This window comes from Pseudomonas sp. LBUM1668, assembly GCF_059695715.1.
Map to the genome: position 1 here is coordinate 5,439,960 of NZ_CP166787.1, position 18,313 is coordinate 5,458,272.

Here is an 18,313-nt window from a genome sequence, read left to right on the forward strand (position 1 = left end):
TCTTTTGCCGTTCGTCATCGCATCCTCCAAACGCCGGACACAGCAAACCGCCATGGATTCAATCGAGTCATGGACGATAAGAAGAAGATTAGTTGAGGGAGAAGGACTTACAACGAAAAACGCCGCGACGATGCGCGGCGTTCAGCAAGCTGGGAGCAATGGAAATCAGGCGAATGTATCGATGATCGTCCCGAGCACTTCATCGGATGCCTTGACGACTTTCACACCCAGCTCAGCCTGGATCTTGCCCTGAGACATCTCGACGATGTTGCTCGCCACATCTGACTGCTGCGCACGATCCAGTCCACGCAGACGATCAACCTGCACCTCGGAAGACTGGCTGGTGACCGAACGCTCTATGGTGTTATTGGCGATCTGGCTGGCCGCCTGATCGACGCGATTCTGCCCGGTCTGAATCGAGCTCAAACCCGCATAAAAAGCTGTGTTACCGGAGATTTCCATAACTGGTCTCATCCTTGGGAAGGATCAATAGTCGCCATTGAACCAGAGGCGCCAGAAAAACACCCGTCAAAAACACTAATGGCACAGTGCCTGCCCATAGGCAAAACCTTAGTCGAGCAGATCCAATTGCAAATGCTCAGCCACCGCTTCGGCGCTCAGCGCCTTGAGCTTGGGCACCCGCCCCAGACACGGCGCGGGAATCCGCTCGGCGAGCGTCGCCAGATTTTCCTCCAGCCGCGAAGTCTTCGGATCAATGATATTCGCCACCCACCCCGCCAGTTGCAGGCCATCTCGGGCAATCGCCTCAGCCGTCAGCAACGCATGGCTGATGCAACCCAGCCGCACACCCACCACCAGAATCACCGGCAGCTTCAACGCCATCGCCAGGTCCGAGAGATTGTCCTGATCCGCCAAAGGCACCCGCCAGCCACCCGCCCCCTCTATCAGAGTGAAATCGGCATTCATCGCCAGAATCTCGCGCATCGGCGTCAGCAGCGATTGCACAGTCAGCGCGACACCGGCCTCGCGAGCCGCCAGATGCGGAGCAATAGCCGGCTCGAACGCTACCGGATTGACCTGTTGATAGCTCAGCGGCAACGAACATTCGGCGAGTAAGGCCAAGGCATCCGAGTTACGCAAACCCTTGGGCGTGACTTCGCACCCAGAGGCAACCGGCTTACCCGCCGCCGTGCTCAACCCTGCCGAACGCGCCGCATGCAGCAATCCCGCGGCGACCGTTGTCTTGCCAACGTCGGTGTCAGTTCCGGTGATGAAATAGGCTGCGCTCATACGGGTTTCTCCAACACGGCGTAGACCACTTGATATGTCGCCGGCAATCCCGACGTCTGACGGAACTGCTCGTAAGCCTCGACCAGACCAAGAATCCGCGCCCGTCCGGTCAAACCACCTGGCCGACCAGGATTCAGATTGTGCGCCCCCAAAGCCTTCAGCTCATGGGTCAAACTGCGCACATCCGGGTAATGCAGCACATGCGCCTGATTCTCCAGACTCAGCGTGCGCAGGCCACTTGCCGCACACAACTGCTGATATCGAGCGAACTCGCGGAAGCGATTCACATGGACCAGGCCATCGACCTGACGCCAGCTATCACGCAACTCAACCAATGTCCCTACACAAAGACTAGCAAACGCGAAAACTCCACCGGGTTTCAGCACTCGCAAGGCTTCACTCAAAACCACATCAAAATTCCCACACCACTGCACCGCAAGGCTGGAGAAGATCAGATCGCAGGTCGAATCACGCAACGGCAGACGTTCCGCGTCTCCGGCGATGAAATGCTCGGCACCACCCAACGGACGCGCGTGATCAAGCATGCCCTCGGCAATGTCCAGCGCAAGTCCCTGACCATGGGCAAAACGCCCGGCCAATGCACGACTGAAATACCCGGTGCCGCAACCCAGATCCAGCCAGCGCGACGGCACGAAATCCGCGGGCAAACGCTGCAGCAACTGTGTACCGACATCACGTTGCAACTCGGCGACACTGTCATAGCTGGCCGCCGCGCGTGAGAAAGAGGCCGCGACCTGACGCTTGTCAGGCAAGCCGCCGGGCAGCGCCACATGGGACAAATCAGTCATCACCGCACTCATGTAAAAAAGCCTGGATCGCACCCGCCACTCCATGGGGGTCCTCCAGAAGAAACGCATGACTGGCCTGTTCGATCAGACCAATTTCAATATCTGGCAACAGAGCGAACAATTCGCCCGCCGCCTCTGCCGGCACCAATCCGTCCTGCCCAGCGAACAGATGCAACTGCGGGCCACGAAACGCCTGCAACGCTTCGCGCGTATCCAGTTGCGCGAGCAATTCCAGCCCGGCCATCAGTGCCGCCGCCGACGTATTCGGTGCGCCGCCGAGCATCAGCCGCGACAAGCCGCGCGGGTCTTGCGCGCCCTGTGCGCACAGCAGCGAGAAACGTTTGAGGGTCAAACGTGGATCAGCAGCGCAACCGGCAAGAAACGCATCGAAGGTCTCGCCGGGCATCGCGCTCGGCCATTGTTCATGCGCAACAAAGGAAGGATTGCTCGCCAGTGTCAGCAAGCCGCAGCACCTTTCGCCCCGGCGCGCGGCCAGTTCGGACGCGAGCATTCCGCCGAGCGACCAGCCGCCGAGCCACACGTCTTGAGGAATGCGCTCATCGAGGTCATCGAGCCAGTCTTGCAGATCGCAGGAATCGAGCTCCGGCAACGGCTCGATCTCGACATGCAGGTGTTCGTCGAGCCCTTGCAACGCCGCAGCCAAAGGCTCCATCGGCGAAACACCGAGGCCCCAGCCGGGCAGCAGAATCAGGCGATCACGCATGGCTTGGCTCCGACGACAGTTGGGCAAAGCAATCGGCCAGTCCTTCTAACAATAGCTGCACCTGCGCCTCGCTGTGGGCGGCGGTCAGGGTCACGCGCAATCGGGCGCTGCCGGCTGGCACGGTCGGCGGACGGATCGCAGTGACCATCAAGCCGCGTTCGCGCAACATCTGCGACAGGCGCACCGCGCGGCCGGCATCGCCGATCATGATTGGCTGGATCGGCGTAAAGCTGTCCATGAGTTCCAGTCCGATCTGTTCGGCACCGCGACGGAACTGGCGGATCAATATCTGCAGATGTTCTCGACGCCAGTGTTCGCTACGCAGCAGTTCGAGACTTTTCAACGTCGCACAGGCCAGCGCCGGTGGCTGGCTGGTGGTGTAGATGTACGGACGCGCGAACTGGATCAGGCTTTCGATCAACTCTTCGCTGCCAGCGACGAACGCGCCTGCCGTGCCGAAGGCTTTGCCGAGCGTGCCGACCAGCACCGGGACATCGTCCTGACTCAAGCCGAAATGCTCGATGATACCGCCGCCATTAGCACCCAACGGGCCGAAGCCATGGGCATCGTCGACCATCAGCCACGCACCTTTGGCCTTGGCCTCACGGGCCAGCGCCGGCAGATCGGCAAGGTCGCCGTCCATGCTGAACACGCCATCGGTAACCACCAACGTATTGCCGGTGGCTTTCTCGAGTCGCTTGGCCAGACTTACTGCGTCGTTATGCAGATAACGACTGAAGCGCGCGCCGGACAACAGTCCCGCATCCAGCAACGAGGCGTGATTGAGCCGGTCTTCCAGCACCGTATCGCCCTGCCCGACCAACGCCGTGACTGCACCGAGATTGGCCATGTAACCGGTGGTAAACAGCAGCGCGCGCGGGCGACCGGTGAGATCAGCCAGCGCTTCTTCCAATGCGTGATGTGGGCTGCTGTGGCCGATCACCAGATGCGACGCCCCACCGCCCACGCCCCAGCGTTTGGCGCCGGCGCGCCACGCTTCGATCACTTGCGGGTGATTGGCCAGGCCCAGATAGTCGTTGTTACAGAACGCCAGCAAGGGCTGACCGTCGACCACCACTTCGGGCCCTTGCGGGCTTTCGAGCAGCGGTCGCTGGCGGTAGAGATTTTCGGCACGACGGGCAGCAAGGCGTGCGGCGAGATCGAAAGACATGCAGGCCTCACAATTGGAAAATATCCTCCTGTAGGAGCTGCCGAAGGCTGCGATCTTTTGATGTTGTTTTTCAAAAGACAAGATCAAAAGATCGCAGCCTGCGGCAGCTCCTACAGGGGTTTGCATCGCATCAAAAGATTCACACTGCGGCGTTGTAAAACTGCTCGGTGCTCTTCTGCTCGACCAATGCTTGTTCGATTGCGGCCTGATGCACTTCGTCGGAGTGCTCTTCGCGGGCTTCCGGTGCAATGCCCAGACGCGCAAACAGTTGCATGTCCTTGTCCGCTTGCGGGTTGGCAGTGGTCAGCAACTTGTCGCCGTAGAAAATCGAGTTGGCGCCCGCGAAGAACGCGAGGGCCTGCATCTGCTCGTTCATCGCTTCGCGGCCGGCCGACAGCCGCACGTGGGATTGCGGCATCAGGATGCGCGCCACGGCGAGCATGCGGATGAAGTCGAACGGATCGATGTCCTCGGCGTTTTCCAGTGGCGTGCCGGCGACTTTCACCAGCATGTTGATCGGTACCGACTCTGGATGCTCCGGCAGGTTGGCCAACTGGATCAGCAGATTGGCGCGGTCATCCAGCGACTCGCCCATGCCCAGAATGCCGCCGGAACAGATCTTCATCCCCGACTCACGTACGTAGGCCAGCGTTTGCAGGCGCTCGCTGTACGTGCGGGTGGTGATGATGCTGCCGTAGAACTCAGGCGAGGTGTCGAGGTTGTGGTTGTAGTAATCGAGGCCGGCGTTGGCCAGCGCTTCGGTCTGTTCCTGATCGAGACGACCGAGGGTCATGCAGGTTTCCAGGCCCATGGCTTTGACGCCTTCGACCATTTTCAACACGTAAGGCATGTCCTTGGCCGACGGATGCTTCCACGCCGCGCCCATGCAGAAACGGGTCGAGCCGATGGCTTTGGCGCGAGCAGCCTCTTCGAGGACTTTTTGCACTTCCATCAGCTTTTCTTTTTCCAGACCGGTGTTGTAGTGACCGGACTGCGGACAATATTTGCAATCTTCCGGGCAGGCGCCGGTCTTGATCGACAGCAGGGTGGAAACCTGAACGCGGTTGGCGTTGAAATGCGCGCGGTGCACCGTCTGCGCCTGGAACAGCAAGTCGTTGAATGGCTGTACGAAGAGGGCTCTGACTTCGGCCAATGACCAGTCGTGACGCAGGGTGGCAGTGGTGCTCGCGCTCATGGGTATTTCCTTGGTTATGCTTGGCTTGCGACTGCGGGAACGGAATACCCACAGGCGCTACACGGATGTTCGGCATATTTAAGGAAGTGTCATGCGCTGTCAACCACGATACGAAGGACAGGTTTACATCTGTTTAAAAAACGTACAGACCTGCTTATTGTGCGATGAGCCCGCAGAAGCAGAAATGCCAATCTGCGTCGCCTGCGAAGCCGACATGCCATGGCTGGGCGAGCACTGCCAGACCTGCGCATTGCCGCTGCCCACAGCCGGTCTGACCTGCGGCGAGTGCCTGCTAGAGCCTCCAGCATACGAACAGGTCGTCGTGCCATGGCGCTACGACTTCCCGGTGGACAGTTTGATCGCTCGCTTTAAACACAACGCGAAATGGCCGTTTGGTCACCTGCTCGCCGACGTTCTCAGCCAATACCTGCTATATCGCTTCGAGGAGGACTCGCCGCGTCCCGATGCGTTGTTGCCGGTGCCATTGGCCGGTAAACGTCTGCGTCAACGCGGATTCAACCAGGCAGCGATGTTAGCCCGCTGGTTGAGTCGGCAGCTGGATTTACCCTGCGAGGAAAACGTCTTGCGCAGGATTCAGGACACCAGTGCCCAGCAGGATCTAGATGCCAAGGCGCGCAAGCGCAACCTGCGTAATGCCTTTGCCCTGACGTCAGATGCCAACGTAAAAGGTCGGCATCTGGCGTTGGTTGATGATGTGTTGACCACCGGCGCCACGGCCCAGGCCCTTGCACGATTGTTAATGAATGCGGGAGCGGCAAGAGTCGACGTGTATTGCCTGGCGCGCACGCCAAAACCCGGCTCTTGAGGTCCGCGCAATCCCCTGTAGGAGCTGCGGTACGCTGCGATCTTTTGATCCTGATCTTTAAAATCAAAAGATCGCAGCGTGCCGCAGCTCCTACATCGATATTGCGCAGTGACGAATAGCTGGGCGCGCCCCACGGACAGGTTCTGCGCACGGCTTGACTCTCGCAGCGCAAGCGGCCAACTTCACCTTCCACCGCCACAGCCAAAAAGCCCCCCATTCATGTCCATGCCTTCCCTGCTCTCCCAGCACATTGTCCGTCGTCCGCAGCGCATTGCCCTGCTGCAACACATCGCCGAACAGGGCTCGATCACCCGCGCCGCAAAAAGCGCAGGGTTGAGTTACAAAGCGGCGTGGGACGCCATCGATGAGCTGAACAACCTGTCGCAAAAACCGCTGGTCGAACGTGCGGTCGGCGGCAAGGGCGGCGGCGGTGCCAAACTGTCCAGCGAAGGTCAACGGGTGCTGCGCCTCTATCAAAAGCTGCAAGCCTTGCAAGCGCAGGTGCTGGAAGCCGCCGAAGACGCCAGCGACCTCGACCTGCTCGGTCGCTTGATGCTACGCACCAGCGCTCGCAACCAATTGCACGGCAAAGTCGTGGCGATCAACGCTCAGGGGCGCAATGACCTGATTCGTCTGGAGCTGGCCGAAGGCTTGTGCCTCGACGCGCAAATCACCCACGACAGCACCGTGCATCTGGAGCTGCAAACCGGCTCGCAAGTGGTGGCCCTGATCAAGGCCGGCTGGCTCGAATTGCTGGCCAGCGATCAACCGGCAACGCCAGGGCACAATCATCTGAAGGGCACCATCGAAGCGATTCTCGACGCCGACGACGGCCCCAGCGAAGTGCGGATTTCCCTGCCCAACGGCCACACCCTCTGCGCACTGGCCGAACCGCAGGACATGCGCAACCGTGGGCTGGCAGTGGGGCAACCGGTGCACGTGCAGTTTTCGCCGTCGAATGTGCTGCTCGGCACATCACTTTAATCGCGGCCTGCAACAAAAGCGTCATCGACGCTCATTAAGGTGACTGCCAAAACCAAGCAGGAAGCCTGATGTGAGCCTATTAGAAGAAAACCAATCGACTGATCTGGAAAAAATGGTCGGACTCAGCCGTCGCGGTTTCATCGGCGCCGGTGCACTGTGTGGCGCAGCGATGTTCCTTGGCGGTAGCCTCCTGAGCCGCAGCGCGCTGGCCACTGGCGTCAGTGCTGGCAACAGCCGTTTGCTCGGCTTCGAAAGCATTCCGGCAGCTACCACTGATGTAATCAGTCTGCCTAAAGGCTACAAATCTTCAGTGCTGATCAGCTGGGGCCAGCCCCTGCAAAAGAATGGCCCGGCGTTCGACCCAAGCGGCAATGGCACCGCGGCCGCACAGGAAGTGCAGTTCGGCGACAACAACGACGGCATGAGCCTGTTCGCCTTCCCGGACGACAGAAACCGCGCGTTGATGGCGATCAACAACGAATACACCAACTACCGTTACCTCTACCCGCACGGCGGCATGCCGCAATCGGCCGAAGACGTGCGCAAGGCCCTGGCCTGCGAAGGCGTTTCGGTGATCGAGGTGCAGCGCAAGAACGGCCAGTGGCAATTCGTTCAGGGCTCGCGTTACAACCGCCGCATCCATGGCAACTCGCCGCTGCGCATCGGCGGCCCGGCGGCCGGTCACGACCTGATGAAAACCGCCGCCGACAAACACGGCAAAAAAGTCCTCGGCACCTTCCAGAACTGCGCCAACGGTAAAACGCCGTGGGGCACGTACCTGACTTGCGAAGAGAACTTCACCGACGTCTTCGGCAGCAGCAACGCCCAGCAACAGTTCGATGCGGCACAAAAGCGCTACGGCGTCTCGGCCGCCAGCCGCGAGATCAACTGGCACCCGCACGACCCACGCTTCGACATGGCGAAGAACCCCAACGAACTCAACCGTCACGGCTGGGTGGTCGAGATCGACCCGTTCGATCCGCAATCGACCCCGGTCAAACGCACCGCACTGGGCCGCTTCAAACATGAAAACGCCGCACTGGCCGAGACCAACGACGGTCGCGCCGTGGTGTACATGGGCGACGACGAGCGTGGCGAGTTCATCTACAAATTCGTCAGCCGCGACCGTATCAACCATCGCAACGCTAAAGCCAACCGCGACATCCTCGATCACGGCACCCTGTACGTCGCCAAATTCGATAACGGCGACAGCAACCCGGATCACCCGAAAGGCCAGGGCCAATGGATCGAACTGACCCACGGCAAAAACGGCATCGATGCCAGCAGCGGCTTTGCCGATCAGGCTGAAGTACTGATCCACGCGCGCCTCGCCGCCAGTGTGGTCGGCGCCACGCGCATGGACCGCCCGGAATGGATCGTGGTCAGCCCGAAGGACGGCCAGGTTTATTGCACCCTGACCAACAACGCCAAACGCGGCGAAGACGGGCAACCGGTGGGCGGGCCGAACCCACGCGAGAAGAACGTCTACGGGCAGATTCTGCGCTGGCGCACCGACCGTGACGATCATGGGTCGAAAACCTTCGCGTGGGATCTGTTCGTAGTCGCCGGCAACCCGGGCGTGCACGCCGGCACGCCGAAGGCCGGCTCGAAAAACATCACCCCGCAGAACATGTTCAATAGCCCCGATGGCTTGGGTTTCGACAAGGCCGGTCGCTTGTGGATTCTCACTGATGGCGATTCGAGCAACGCCGGGGACTTCGCGGGAATGGGTAACAACCAGATGCTCTGCGCTGACCCCAAGACCGGCGAGATTCGTCGTTTCATGGTCGGGCCGATTGGTTGTGAAGTGACCGGTATCAGCTTCTCGCCGGATCAGAAAACCTTGTTTGTCGGGATTCAGCATCCGGGTGAGAACGGCGGGTCGACCTTCCCTGAGCATTTGCCGAATGGCAAGCCACGGTCTTCGGTGATGGCGATTACCCGTGAGGATGGCGGGGTGGTCGGCGCCTGACAGACCCTCATCGCGAGCAGGCTCACTCCTACAGGGTTTTGCACATGACTTTGTAGGAGTGAGCCTGCTCGCGATAGCGTCAGTCCAGACACCAACCCCCCACTGCCTGCCATCTGCGCTACCATGCTGGGCCGGACGCGGCAGCCTGCTGCGCGCAGGAGTCAGCATGGCCCATCCGTTTGAAACCCTCACACCCGACCTCGTACTTGATGCCGTAGAAAGCATCGGGTTTCTGAGCGATGCGCGCATTCTGGCGCTCAATAGCTACGAAAACCGCGTCTATCAGGTCGGCATCGAAGACTCCGAACCGCTGATCGCCAAGTTCTACCGACCGCAACGCTGGACCAACGAAGCCATCCTCGAAGAACACAAGTTCACCTTCGAACTGGCCGACGTCGAGATCCCGGTGGTCGCGCCGATGATCCACAACGGCGAAACCCTGCACGAGCACGCAGGCTTTCGCTTCACCCTGTTCCCGCGTCGCGGCGGCCGTGCGCCGGAGCCAGGCAATCTTGATCAGTTGTATCGACTCGGTCAGTTGCTGGGGCGCATTCACGCGGTCGGCGCGACCAAGCCGTTCGAACACCGCGAAGCCCTCGCCGTACAGAACTTCGGCCATGCCTCGTTGACCACGCTGCTCGAAGGCAACTTCATCCCCAAGAGCCTGCTGCCGGCTTACGAATCGGTAGCGCGCGATCTGCTCAAGCGTGTGGAAGACGTCTACGCCAACACGCCGCATCAGAACATCCGCATGCACGGCGACTGCCACCCCGGCAACATGATGTGCCGCGACGAGATGTTCCACATCGTCGACCTCGACGACTGCCGCATGGGCCCGGCGGTGCAGGACATCTGGATGATGCTTGCGGGCGATCGGCAGGAATGCCTGGGGCAATTGTCTGAATTGATGGACGGCTACAACGAGTTTCACGATTTCGACCCGCGCGAGTTGGCGCTGATCGAACCGCTGCGCGCGTTGCGCCTGATGCATTACAGCGCCTGGCTGGCGCGGCGTTGGGATGACCCGGCGTTCCCGCACAGCTTTCCGTGGTTTGGGACTGAGCGTTATTGGGGCGATCAGGTGTTGGCGTTGCGTGAGCAGTTGTCGGCGCTCAATGAAGAGCCGCTGAAACTCTTCTGATTCGAGAAGCAAAGATCAAAAGATCGCAGCCTTCGGCAGCTCCTACAGGGAACGCATTCCAATGTAGGGGCTGCCGGAGGCTGCGATCTTTTCGTTTTCTGACACGACACATCTATACAACCTCCTTACAATCCCTTCCTTTGTTAGCTGCCTAAGCAAGGATTCTGCATGCAAGCTGCCAACCCGCGCCGCGGGTACATCCTGGGCCTGAGTGCCTACATCATCTGGGGCCTGTTCCCGATCTATTTCAAAGCCATCGCTGAAGTACCAGCGGTCGAGATCATCATCCATCGGGTGTTGTGGTCGGCGCTGTTTGGCGCGCTGCTGCTGATGGTCTGGAAGCATCCAGGCTGGTTACGCGAATTGCTCGACAACCCGAAACGCCTGGCGATTCTTGCGCTGAGCGGCACGCTGATCGCGGCCAACTGGCTGACCTATGTGTGGTCGGTAAACAACGGGCGCATGCTCGAAGCGAGCCTCGGTTACTACATCAATCCGCTGATCAACGTGCTGCTGGGGATGGTGATTCTTGGCGAACGACTGCGGCGCCTGCAATGGATCGCCGTGGGGCTCGCGGCGATTGGCGTGGCGCAGCAGGTGTGGCAAGTCGGCAGTCTGCCGTGGGTGTCGCTGGTGTTGGCGCTGACGTTCGGGTTCTACGGTTTGATCCGCAAGCAGGCACCGGTCAAGGCATTGCCGGGGCTGGTGGTGGAAACCTGGATGCTGGTACCGATTGCCATCGCCTGGTTGCTGTTCAACCAAACCGCGACCAGTGCTCAACCGGAATTCTGGACGACTTCGCAAGCGTGGTGGCTGGTCGCAGCAGGCCCGGTGACATTGGTGCCGCTGGTGTGTTTCAACGCAGCAACCCGGCATTTGCCCTACACCACGATCGGCTTCCTGCAATACATCGCGCCAACGCTGGTGTTGTTGCAAGCGGTGCTGTTGTTCGGTGAACACATGTCGTCGAGCACGTTGATCGCTTTTGCGTTTATTTGGGCCGGTCTCGCTATTTACAGCGTCGACGCGTGGATAAGTTTGCGCCGTCGCAGCTGATCAAAAAACGCACAAACACCTGCAAGCCACGTTTTTCGTGGCCTGCAGCGTTCCTTCCCAAGGTTATCCACAGCGTGATCCCCGCCGTTTGTGCGCAAGTCGTTGAATGCTGGCGGTTTTTTGATCAACTCCGGCAAGGCCACGCAGGACGTGGCCTTCAGGGCAGTCTCTACAGGTTATCCACAGGCAGGTGCACGTTTAAACTGGATAACCCGATTAGCGTTAAACCTCTGTGCGTAACACCAGATCCACCATCAAATCGTCCGCCAGGGTTTCCAGGCGCGATTGCAGGACATCCAGCGACAACGTCAACGGCACCGCCAGAATCGCTTCGGCGTGAAACAGCGGCTCGCTGCTCATCGGTGCCGGACGCACTTCGGTCACCAACCGTTCAAGATTGACCCCCTGCTCGCTCAGCAGGCGAGTGATGTCGCGCACAATCCCCGGGCGGTCATTGCCCACCAGTTCCATCGCAATCGGTTTCCAGGTGCAGGACTGCTCGATCCCGCTTTCGGCGATCAATACGCGAATGCCATGAGTCGACAGTGCTTGTAGGGAATCGACTAATTCGTCGTAAGCCTCTGCCGGCACACCCACCCGCAGAATCCCGGCGAACTGCCCGGCCATTCGCGACAGACGACTTTCCAGCCAGTTACCGCCATGTTCGGCGATGCATTGGGCGATGCGCTCGACCTGCCCGGGTTTGTCCGGGGCGAAAACAGTGAGTACGAGATGGTCCATGGCGCAGCCCTCTTGTCATGACTTTTGTTATGGAAGGGCAAGTATAGGCAAGCCCCGGAATTGAGCAGCAATGCTCCAAGTGAGCGCATACCTGTGGCGAGGGGATTTATCCCCGATGGGTGGCGAAGCCGCCCCCGCTTTCTGGCAGATACACCGTGCAGGCAGGTTTCACGACAGCTGCGCAGCCGCGGGGATGAATCCCCTCACCACAAAAGCGGGTACACCCAGACTGCCCCTTAGCAGCCCCACAGCATTTATGTGTACAACTTTCGATATTTAACTGGAACAATCCAATGGTTTTTTGAGAACATCCTGTTCCGCGCCGTGACCGCAATGCGTCATGGGGTCGCAGAACGACGTAATTAGTCTGATTTTCACAAGCGCAACTCATCATGTAGTATGCCGCAGCGCGCACTACATAACGCTGGATCGATGTCTGCCCAAGGCATGTTCGCAATCCTGAAAGCCCCGTCAGCAAGGCCCCAAGCCGTTGATTGGTCCCAGCCCAGCCGCCAGCAATGGCATGTACTGGTCGGCAGGTTTGTGGTTTAAATGGCCAGAGGCTTCATTGGTAAATTGAAGAGCTGAAAAGCGAAATAGCTGAGCAGAGTGAGGCAAGCAATGACTGAACACGTTCAAGTCGGTGGCCTGCAGGTCGCCAAAGTCCTGTTCGACTTCGTGAACAACGAAGCCATTCCCGGTACCGGCCTCACCGCCGACAAATTCTGGGAAGGTGCCGACAAGGTCATTCACGACCTGGCACCGAAGAACAAAGCCCTACTCGCCAAACGCGATGACTTCCAGGCGCGTATTGATGCCTGGCATCAGCAACGTGCCGGTCAAGCGCACGACGCCGTGGCCTATAAAGCCTTCCTGCAAGAAATCGGTTATCTGCTGCCAGAAGCGGCTGATTTCCAGGCAACGACGCAAAACGTCGATGACGAAATCGCCCGTACCGCTGGCCCGCAACTTGTTGTGCCGGTGATGAATGCGCGCTTTGCCCTCAACGCCTCGAACGCTCGCTGGGGTTCGCTGTACGACGCCCTCTACGGCACCGACGCGATCAGCGAGGACGGTGGCGCCGAAAAAGGCAAAGGCTACAACAAGGTGCGTGGCGACAAAGTCATCGCCTTCGCCCGTGCTTTCCTCGACGAAGCCGCGCCACTGGCTGCCGGCTCCCATGTCGATTCGACCGGCTACAAAATCGCTGACGGCAAACTGGTGGTCACCCTCAAGGGCGGCAGCAACAGCGGTCTGCGTAACGATGCACAGCTGATCGGCTTCCAGGGCGACGCCAACGCGCCAATCGCGATCCTGCTGAAAAACAACGGTCTGCATTTCGAAATCCAGATCGATGCCAGCACCCCCGTCGGCCAGACCGACGCGGCAGGCGTCAAAGACGTGCTGATGGAAGCCGCGCTGACCACCATCATGGACTGCGAAGACTCCGTGGCGGCCGTCGATGCCGACGACAAAGTGGTCATCTACCGCAACTGGCTCGGCCTGATGAAGGGCGATCTGTCGGAAGAAGTCGCCAAGGGCGGCCAGACCTTCACTCGCACCATGAACCCGGACCGCAGCTACACCACGGTCGATGGCGGCGAAGTGACCCTGCATGGCCGCTCGCTGTTGTTCGTGCGCAACGTCGGCCACCTGATGACCATCGACGCGATCCTCGACAAAGACGGCAACGAAGTGCCGGAAGGCATCCTCGACGGTCTGGTGACTTGCCTGGCGGCGATGCACAACCTCAACGGCAACACTTCGCGCAAGAACACCCGCACCGGTTCCGTCTACATCGTTAAACCGAAGATGCACGGCCCGGAAGAAGCAGCGTTCACCAACGAACTGTTCGGCCGTATCGAAGTCGTGCTCGGCCTGAAACCCAACACCCTGAAAGTCGGGATCATGGACGAGGAGCGCCGCACCACGGTCAACCTCAAGGCCTGCATCCAGGCGGCCGGCGAGCGTGTGGTGTTCATCAACACCGGTTTCCTCGACCGCACCGGCGACGAAATCCACACCTCCATGGAAGCCGGCCCGATGGTGCGCAAGGCCGACATGAAGGCCGAGAAATGGATCGGTGCCTACGAGAACTGGAACGTCGATATCGGTCTGAGCACTGGTCTGCAAGGCCGTGCGCAAATCGGTAAAGGCATGTGGGCGATGCCCGACCTGATGGCGGCGATGCTCGAACAGAAAATCGCTCACCCACTGGCCGGTGCCAACACCGCCTGGGTGCCATCGCCGACCGCCGCTGCGCTGCACGCGCTGCACTACCACAAGGTCGACGTGTTCGCCCGTCAGGCCGAATTGGCCAAACGTGCTCGCGCTTCGGTGGACGACATCCTCACCATTCCGCTGGCGGTCAATCCGAACTGGACACCAGAGCAGATCAAGAACGAACTGGACAACAACTCCCAGGGCATTCTCGGCTACGTGGTGCGCTGGATCGACCAAGGCGTGGGTTGCTCGAAAGTGCCGGATATCAATGACGTTGGCCTGATGGAAGACCGCGCGACGCTGCGTATCTCCAGCCAGCACATCGCCAACTGGCTGCGCCACGGGATCGTCACCGAAGCGCAAGTGATGGAAAGCCTCAAGCGCATGGCGCCGGTGGTCGATCGTCAAAACGCCAACGACTCGCTGTACCGTCCGCTGGCACCCAACTTCGACAGCAACATCGCCTTCCAGGCGGCGGTCGAACTGGTGATCGAAGGCACCAAGCAGCCGAACGGTTACACCGAGCCGGTTCTGCACCGTCGTCGTCGTGAGTTCAAGGCTGCCAACGGCCTGTAATTCTGCGTAGACGCTGGATATGAAAAAGCCCTGATCTTTGGATCAGGGCTTTTTTTTGTGAAAGCAGAATCAAAAGATCGTCCGATCGCGGCCCGAGCCTTCGGCAGCTCCTACAGGTGATCCCATGCAGGAACTGCCGAAGGCTGCGATCTTTTGATCTTGATCTTCACACGCTCCGCGTTGGAATGTTCGGGTGGCGCTAAGGCTCAATCCCCAATTCATGCTTGACCAACCCCAGCAACTTGGCGGTATCAATCGGCTTGAGCAGAAAGTCCACCACACTCAAGTGCATTGCCGCGATCGCATCTTTCACATCGGCATCGCCCGACACAATGATGATCGGCATCGCCGCCCGCACCGATTCGCGCACCTGTCGAACCAGATCAAGCCCACCGACGTTGCCCATGCGCAGATCAGTGATGACGAGCCCGATCGAAGGTTTCTCATCGAGCATCTTCAGTGCGGTTTCGCCACTGGCGGCGGTCATGCAGCGAATGCCGTCCAACGCCAGTATCTCCGCGAGCAGCTCGCGGGCGTCCTTGTCGTCATCGACGATCAGTACACGCTGCGGCGGCAGGTCGGGTTCGAGCATTACAGCGCTGAGCGCTTCACGCTCGGCGTCGCTCAAAATATCGTGGTCGGACATGGCGTTCTCTACATTTCCCAATCAATCACCTCGCTCAGTCGTCAGACATCGCCAGGCAGAGCTTCAATGTGCACTTCGTCGGATTTATTTCCAATAGCCGGGCGGACGAATTTCCGACTGAATGTGTAGGTCACTTCCCAAATATGCCCAACAGCATCGCCAACCTAGACTTACGTCCAATGGGCACCCCGGTCGCAGGGGTCGACCATGGCTGCAACGATCCGACAACAACAATTCGAAAAAGACTGCGGTAATGGTTATGAGTAAAGCGGACGCCTTCACCCAGGCAGGGAAAACCGCGGTGTTGCAGAACATTCAGGGCACTCTGCAATTCCTCCAGCGCTTCCCGCCCTTCAATCAGATGGAACACGCCCACCTCGCCTACCTGGTGGAGCAGTGCCAGCTAAGGTTTTATGGCCAGGGCGAGAGCATCATCAAGCCTGCCGACGGCCCGGTGGAATACTTCCATATCGTCAAACAGGGCCGCGTGGTCGGCGAACGTCCGCACACGGCCAAGGGCGGCACTGAAACCACATTCGAAATCACCACCGGCGAATGCTTTCCCCTGGCCGCGTTGCTGGGTGAGCGAGCAACACGCACCGAGCATCTGGCCGGTGAAGATACTTTCTGCCTGCAACTGAACAAACAGGCGTTCATCAAACTGTTCGCCCTCTCCAGCGCTTTCCGCGACTTCGCCTTGCGCGGGGTCAGCAGCCTGCTCGATCAAGTCAATCAGCAAGTCCAGCAGAAAGCCGTGGAAAATCTCGGCACCCAATATTCGCTGAACACCCGTCTCGGCGAGTTGGCGATGCGCCATCCGGTGACGTGCAGCCCCGACACGCCACTGCGTGAAGCGGTGAAGCTGATGCACGAACAACAGGTTGGCAGCATCGTCGCGGTGGATGAGCACAAGGCGCCGCTGGGCATTTTCACCCTGCGCGATCTGCGCCACGTGGTGGCCGAAGGTGTCGGCGATTTCAGCGAAGCCATCGAGCGCCACATGACCCGCGCGCCGTTCTATCTGTCGCCGGATCACAGCGCCTTCGATGCGGCCATTGCCATGACCGAACGGCACATTGCCCACGTCTGCCTGGTCAAGGATCAGCGCCTGTGCGGCGTGGTGTCCGAGCGCGATCTGTTTTCCCTGCAACGGGTCGACCTGGTGCATCTGGCCCGGACCATCCGCAGCGCCCAGCGCGTCGAACAACTGGTGACCCTGCGCGGCGAGATCGGTCAATTGGTCGAGCGCATGCTGGCTCACGGTGCGTCCTCGACGCAGATCACGCACATCATCACCCTGCTCAACGATCACACCGTGTGCCGGGTGATCGAACTGACCCTCGCCGAAAAAGGTGACCCGGGGGTGCCGTTCAGTTGGTTGTGTTTCGGCAGCGAGGGCCGGCGCGAGCAAACGCTGCACACCGATCAGGACAACGGCATTCTCTTTGACGCGCGAGATGCGGCGCATGCAGCGGAGATTCGCGGCAAGCTGCTGCCGATTGCCCAGCAGATCAACCAGAGTCTGGCGCTGTGCGGCTTCACGCTGTGCAAGGGCAACATCATGGCCGGCAACCCCGAGCTGTGCCTGTCCCGCGCAGAATGGGCGCGGCGTTTTGCGTCGTTTATCCGCGAGGCGACGCCGGAGAACCTGCTGGGGTCGAGCATCTATTTCGATCTGCGCGTGGTGTGGGGCGATGAACAGGGCTGCGCACAATTGCGCCGGGGGATTCTCGATCAGGTCGGCGACAACCGTTTGTTCCAGCGCATGATGGCCGACAACGCCCTGCGCAATCGCCCGCCAGTGGGGCGCTTCCGTGAGTTTGTGCTGGCGCGCAAGAACGGCGAGAAAGCCACCCTCGATCTGAAAGTCCAGGGCCTGACGCCGTTCGTGGATGGTGCGCGATTGCTCGCGCTGGCCAACGGCATCGATGCCAACAATACGTTGGAACGCTTCCGTCAGTTGGTGGAGAAGCAAGTCATCGAGCGACTCGACGGCGCGGCATATGAAGAGGCTTATCACTTCATTCAGCAAACGCGCATGCAGCAGCATCAGATCCAGAGCCGCGAGAACCTGCCGTATTCCAACCGGGTCGATCCCGACAGCCTCAATCATCTGGACCGGCGCATCCTGCGTGAATCTCTGCGTCAAGCCCAACGTCTGCAAAGCAGCCTGACGTTGCGGTATCAGCTATGAGTCTGTTTTCGTGGCTGCGTCCGGCCAGCCCGGTGCTGCCGGCTGATCTGCAACAGCGTCTGGCGAGGCTGCCGGCGATCAATCAGCTGGGCGATTGCAGCCTGCGCGAACAGCGCTGGGTGGTGCTCGACCTGGAAACCAGCGGGCTGAACCTGAACAAGGATCGGCTGTTGTCGATTGGCGCTGTGGTGATCGAGGACGGCGCGATCGACTTTAGCCAGCAGTTCGAGCGCACGCTGCAATGCCCCCAGGTGAAGCTCGGCGCCAGTGTGTTGATCCATGGCCTGGGGCCGAACGCGATCGCCGCCGGCAGCGACCCGGCCGAGACGCTGGTGGAATTCATGGAGTTTGTCGGTGACAGTCCGGTGTTGGCGTTTCATGCCCCGTTCGATCAGCACATGCTCGGACGGGCGCTGAAAGAACATCTGGGGCACAAATTGCAGCATGTGTTTCTGGATGTCGCCGACATTGCGCCGTTGGTGTGCCCACAGGCGAACATTCGCGAAGCCGGGCTGGATGAGTGGATCGACTGGTTCAAGCTTGAGGTGTTCGAGCGGCATAACGCGAGTGCCGATGCGCTGGCGACGGCGGAGTTGGCGTTGATACTGTTCAGCCGGGCGCGGGGGCAGCAGATTCATAGTCCGCTGAATTTGCAGCAGCGCTTGAGCCAGTGGAAGCGCAGGCAACAGGCGCCCTCTTTCTGACTTTAAACAACACACTCCCTGTAGGAGCTGCCGAAGGCTGCAATCTTTTGATCTTATAAACAGCAAAATCAAAAGATCGCAGCCTTCGGCACCTCCTACA

Annotated in this window: 16 protein-coding genes; 8 read left to right on the top strand and 8 right to left on the bottom strand. The window is 59.8% G+C overall.

Features of this window, described 5'->3' with window-relative positions; translation table 11 throughout:
- Nucleotides 1-165: 165 nt before the first annotated feature.
- The 6 genes from ACA061_RS24555 to bioB form a co-directional block, all read right to left on the bottom strand.
- The gene (locus tag ACA061_RS24555) at nt 166-462 is read right to left on the bottom strand and encodes a pyrroloquinoline quinone biosynthesis protein PqqE (protein ID WP_150601859.1); all 297 of its coding nucleotides are present in this window, start codon (nt 460-462) and stop codon (nt 166-168) included.
- A 108-nt stretch (nt 463-570) separates the two neighbouring features.
- Entirely contained in the window at nt 571-1,251 is a 681-nt protein-coding gene (bioD, locus tag ACA061_RS24560) for a dethiobiotin synthase (protein ID WP_150617758.1), read from the bottom strand.
- Nucleotides 1,248-2,060, bottom strand: a complete 813-nt coding sequence (gene bioC / locus ACA061_RS24565) for a malonyl-ACP O-methyltransferase BioC (RefSeq protein WP_497300180.1) — start codon at nt 2,058-2,060, stop codon at nt 1,248-1,250. The genes bioD and bioC overlap by 4 nt, the downstream gene beginning before the upstream one ends.
- Nucleotides 2,053-2,784, bottom strand: coding sequence for an alpha/beta fold hydrolase (locus ACA061_RS24570; protein WP_497300181.1), 732 nt, complete (start codon nt 2,782-2,784; stop codon nt 2,053-2,055). The genes bioC and ACA061_RS24570 overlap by 8 nt, the downstream gene beginning before the upstream one ends.
- The gene (bioF, locus tag ACA061_RS24575; RefSeq protein WP_497300182.1) at nt 2,777-3,955 is read right to left on the bottom strand and encodes an 8-amino-7-oxononanoate synthase; all 1,179 of its coding nucleotides are present in this window, start codon (nt 3,953-3,955) and stop codon (nt 2,777-2,779) included. Before bioF ends, ACA061_RS24570 begins: the two co-directional genes overlap by 8 nt.
- 139 nt (nt 3,956-4,094) lie before the next feature.
- On the bottom strand, nt 4,095-5,150 hold the full coding sequence (bioB, locus tag ACA061_RS24580; protein ID WP_150601864.1) for a biotin synthase BioB: 1,056 nt from the start codon (nt 5,148-5,150) through the stop codon (nt 4,095-4,097).
- Nucleotides 5,151-5,241: 91 nt separating this feature from the next.
- Here bioB and ACA061_RS24585 point away from each other — a divergent pair, with 91 nt between their 5' ends.
- The 5 genes from ACA061_RS24585 to rarD all read left to right on the top strand — a co-directional run bounded on the left by ACA061_RS24585 (nt 5,242) and on the right by rarD (nt 11,129).
- Complete coding sequence (locus ACA061_RS24585; protein ID WP_497300183.1) at nt 5,242-5,976, top strand: phosphoribosyltransferase family protein; 735 nt, start codon at nt 5,242-5,244, stop codon at nt 5,974-5,976.
- Nucleotides 5,977-6,195: 219 nt separating this feature from the next.
- Nucleotides 6,196-6,960 carry a TOBE domain-containing protein gene (locus tag ACA061_RS24590; protein WP_497300184.1) on the top strand — a complete coding sequence of 255 codons (765 nt, stop codon included), beginning with the start codon at nt 6,196-6,198 and terminating at the stop codon, nt 6,958-6,960.
- A 70-nt stretch (nt 6,961-7,030) separates the two neighbouring features.
- Nucleotides 7,031-8,932 (top strand): PhoX family protein, encoded by a 1,902-nt coding sequence (locus tag ACA061_RS24595; protein WP_497300185.1) that lies wholly within the window; start codon nt 7,031-7,033, stop codon nt 8,930-8,932.
- Between the two features lie 166 nt (nt 8,933-9,098).
- On the top strand, nt 9,099-10,073 hold the full coding sequence (locus tag ACA061_RS24600) for a serine/threonine protein kinase (RefSeq protein WP_042561424.1): 975 nt from the start codon (nt 9,099-9,101) through the stop codon (nt 10,071-10,073).
- A gap of 168 nt (nt 10,074-10,241) precedes the next feature.
- On the top strand, nt 10,242-11,129 hold the full coding sequence (gene rarD / locus ACA061_RS24605; protein ID WP_497300187.1) for an EamA family transporter RarD: 888 nt from the start codon (nt 10,242-10,244) through the stop codon (nt 11,127-11,129).
- Between the two features lie 222 nt (nt 11,130-11,351).
- Here the strand turns inward: rarD and ACA061_RS24610 are convergent, their stop codons facing one another.
- Nucleotides 11,352-11,870, bottom strand: a complete 519-nt coding sequence (locus ACA061_RS24610; protein ID WP_497300188.1) for a glycine cleavage system transcriptional repressor — start codon at nt 11,868-11,870, stop codon at nt 11,352-11,354.
- A 621-nt stretch (nt 11,871-12,491) separates the two neighbouring features.
- Here ACA061_RS24610 and ACA061_RS24615 point away from each other — a divergent pair.
- Nucleotides 12,492-14,669 (top strand): malate synthase G, encoded by a 2,178-nt coding sequence (locus ACA061_RS24615; RefSeq protein ID WP_497300190.1) that lies wholly within the window; start codon nt 12,492-12,494, stop codon nt 14,667-14,669.
- 199 nt (nt 14,670-14,868) lie between these two features.
- Here ACA061_RS24615 and ACA061_RS24620 read toward each other — a convergent pair whose 3' ends face one another.
- On the bottom strand, nt 14,869-15,315 hold the full coding sequence (locus ACA061_RS24620; protein ID WP_150593683.1) for a response regulator: 447 nt from the start codon (nt 15,313-15,315) through the stop codon (nt 14,869-14,871).
- Nucleotides 15,316-15,568: 253 nt separating this feature from the next.
- On the opposite strand from ACA061_RS24620, the gene ACA061_RS24625 reads away from it, so the two are divergent.
- The gene (locus tag ACA061_RS24625) at nt 15,569-17,509 is read left to right on the top strand and encodes a putative nucleotidyltransferase substrate binding domain-containing protein (protein ID WP_497300191.1); all 1,941 of its coding nucleotides are present in this window, start codon (nt 15,569-15,571) and stop codon (nt 17,507-17,509) included.
- Nucleotides 17,506-18,213, top strand: a complete 708-nt coding sequence (locus ACA061_RS24630; protein WP_150617768.1) for a 3'-5' exonuclease — start codon at nt 17,506-17,508, stop codon at nt 18,211-18,213. Before ACA061_RS24625 ends, ACA061_RS24630 begins: the two co-directional genes overlap by 4 nt.
- Nucleotides 18,214-18,313: the final 100 nt, after the last annotated feature.